The organism is Spiroplasma sp. hy2 (genome assembly GCF_044714365.1).
GTDB lineage: Bacteria > Bacillota_I > Bacilli_A > Mycoplasmatales > Mycoplasmataceae > Spiroplasma > Spiroplasma phoeniceum.
In genome coordinates this window covers 1-1,671 of sequence record NZ_RXFZ02000194.1, presented here as the reverse complement: position 1 = coordinate 1,671, position 1,671 = coordinate 1, and the positions used below count along the sequence as shown (strand labels likewise).

At 25.6% G+C, this 1,671-nt stretch carries 2 protein-coding genes; both read right to left on the bottom strand.

Going from position 1 to position 1,671, the window contains the following annotated elements; genetic code table 4:
* Positions 1-171 precede the first annotated feature (171 nt).
* Positions 172-984, bottom strand: coding sequence for a TlyA family RNA methyltransferase (locus EHV01_RS05290; RefSeq protein WP_422066545.1), 813 nt, complete (start codon positions 982-984; stop codon positions 172-174).
* 6 nt (positions 985-990) lie between these two features.
* Positions 991-1,503, bottom strand: a complete 513-nt coding sequence (locus EHV01_RS05285; RefSeq protein WP_422066544.1) for a hypothetical protein — start codon at positions 1,501-1,503, stop codon at positions 991-993.
* Positions 1,504-1,671: the final 168 nt, after the last annotated feature.

Sequence of the window (1,671 nt, the reverse complement as noted above, 5' to 3'; positions counted from 1 at the left end):
WAATTTAAATCTATGAAAATGAAAATACCAGCATAAAGGTTTAACACCAAAACAACAATCAACGGTATTATATTTTAACGTTTAAAAAATTTAAAGCAAAAGTATAATCTTACACAAAATTAGTTTTCAAATTGTCATATTGATGATTTTTTTTATTTCATCAAGAGTTTTCTACAAAATTAAAGAAGTATTTMAAKCATTTTCAATTATTGTTGCTATAACTTCGTCGGCAATATAATTAATCGGATTTATTGTTCGTTGTAATAAACAAATAAATTCAATGTTTTTCTTTTTATTTCCTAAAATTGGAGAATAGTCACAATTGATAACACTGAAACCATTATTAAGACCTAAAGTAAAGATTTTTTTAATAACATCATAGTGAGTTGCTTTATGATTAATTTTTCCTTTCTTAACAGCTTCTTTTGTACTCTCAAACTGTGGTTTAATTAAGAAAAAAGCATAATGATTTAATAATAAAATATCTTTTAAAGATGGAATAATTTTATCTAATGAAATAAAAGAAACATCACAGCAAGCAAATTCAATTTCATCAGGGGCAAATAATGCTTTAGTAACATATCGAAAATTAGTTTTCTCTAATGAAACAACCTGCGGATTATTGCGTAATTTTCAAGCTAATTGGTTTGTCCCAACATCGACAGCATAAACTTTTTTAGCATGATTTTGTAATAAACAATCGGTAAAACCACCAGTTGAAGCACCAATGTCAAGGCAAACTAGGTTTTTAACGGTTAAATTAAAAGCAGTTAAACCTTTGGCTAACTTTTCCCCTGCTCGGGAAACATATTTTAATGGTTCACCACGTAATTTAATAATACTATTTTCTTTTACTAGTTCACCTGGTTTTAAAGCTGGGACATTATCAACTAAAACATTGTTTGCTAAAATCATTGCTTTAGCTTTTTCGCGCGAAGGAGCTAAATTATTATTAACCATTAACTGGTCTAACCGAATTTTCATTAAAATTTATTCTCCCTTTCATTTACTTTTCTTAAATGCACGTTGGTTTTGATAACGAAATAATAAACGTTGTTTTCGATTTTTTGTTTCCCGATAAGTTTCTAAGATTGTATCTTGTGCTAGGATATAATTAGTAATTTCTTTAAAAAAGTAAGCACCATATGATAATGATCATTTTAATGAAACAAAATTTTGATCAATTTTAGTTTCAATAATTTTTGAATAATTACTAATAATGTAATTACATTCTAGCATAATGTTATTAATATTATTATATTTAAAAAGATAATATGTTGTTTGTGGTAATTGATATTTTTGTGCTAAAAAAGCAAGATTTTTTGGAATAATTAATTGTTGAGTATCTAAGTCAATTGTAATATCAACTGGTTTTCATAATGGCACATAGTGGATTTTTCCCGATAAAGTTAATAACCGTTGCTTAGTATCTTGTGACATTTGTCACTTTTTCCCTCATTTGTTATTTGCTCAATTATAATAATTAAACTTGTTATTTTCCATCTAATCACCCATTTGACTAAAGTAATTATACCAAATTTAGGATGAACAAAAAAAGATTTAGACTTTAATTTTGTCGAAAACTCTTGATATTTATAAAATATACCTAAAATTAGGTATATTTTTAATATATGGAGGTAAATAATTAATGAAAAAAATAATTACAGAATT